1 protein-coding gene and 1 pseudogene are annotated in these 1,125 nt (G+C 69.7%); one reads left to right on the forward strand and one right to left on the reverse strand.

Features of this window, described 5'->3' with window-relative positions:
- On the reverse strand, positions 1 to 817 hold an 817-nt coding region (locus G6024_RS05600; protein WP_235027773.1), incomplete at its 3' end, for a DUF6474 family protein.
- Positions 818 to 928: 111 nt separating this feature from the next.
- Here G6024_RS05600 and G6024_RS16390 point away from each other — a divergent pair.
- Positions 929 to 1,125 (forward strand): annotated as a pseudogene (locus G6024_RS16390) (TM0106 family RecB-like putative nuclease); the annotation flags it as partial.

Consider the following 1,125-nt stretch of genomic DNA (forward strand, 5'->3'; position numbering starts at 1 on the left):
GTCCTTGTTGATGCGGTCGAGCTCGCCGGAGAATCGACGAGTGGATCTCGCGCCGCTGCGCGGTGGGCGTGGTCTCGGCGGTCTCGACCGCTGTCCGCAGGTCCGTGAGCCTGGCCCGGGTGGAGGAGATGAAGTCCTTGACCTCACGCTCGCTCCCGCGGCTCACGTCGAGCTGGTCGAGGGTCTGCTCGAGGCGGACGATGCGTACACCGAGGGCGGCGCCGGGGCCGGTGGCGTTGATGCCGGCGGCCTCGAGGTCCACGCCTCCGGGGCCGGAGGGCTTGCCGGCCGATCCCTGCACGTTGGAGACGGCCTTGTAGACCATCGGCAGCAGCACCGGGGTGGCGACCTTGGCCATGCTCAGCCACCGCTGCAGGTCATCCTTGTTGAGCTTGGTGCCCTCGAGCTTCTTGAGTTCCATCTCGGCGAGCTGGTACTCGTGCTTGCGGCCGGCGGAGTCGATCTTCTCGGCGAGCTTGCGGTCCTTGGCCAGCAGCTTGGCCTCGCGCTTGATGGTGGCGCGCTCCTGCTTGGCGTGGACCTTCTCGTTCTTGCGGTTCCGCTTGGCGGATCTGCGGTCGAGCTTGTCACGCTTCTCGGCCCGCTTCTCGGCGCGCCTCGCCTTGCGTTCGGCGTTCTTGCGCTCGAGCTTGGCGCGTTCCTTGGCTTCGGCCAGTTCCACGCGGTGCGCCTCCTTGGCCTTCTTCCGCGTCTCCTTGGCCGCGAGCTTGGCCTCCTTCATGGCCGTGGACTTGAGCGCCGAAGCATGGGCGCGGAGTTCGGCACGCTTGTCGCGGTAGGTCGTCAGCTTGCCCATGGGCGTCGATCCTTCTCTCGTCGCGGACATCAGGTCTCCAGCCTAGGCGAATCGGCCCGCACTGAGGACCGGACCGTCGTGTGGGCCGCGGCTGGGCCATGATGGACGGCGATGGAGGACGCCGGCAGCACCACGTACCGCGCCCCCGATGCGGCGGTGGTGGGGCCGGCCTCGGGGGCCAGATGTCTGCACCGCGTGGCCCGGGAACGTGATGCGCGACCGGGGTGGTGGCGGACGGCGCCGCTCGACGAGGGCGTGCGTCTGCGGGCGATGGCGGCGGCCGATCGACGCGCGGGCCTGCGGGAGCG

Source organism: Dietzia maris, assembly GCF_014144855.1.
Classification (GTDB): Bacteria; Actinomycetota; Actinomycetes; order Mycobacteriales; family Mycobacteriaceae; genus Dietzia; species Dietzia kunjamensis.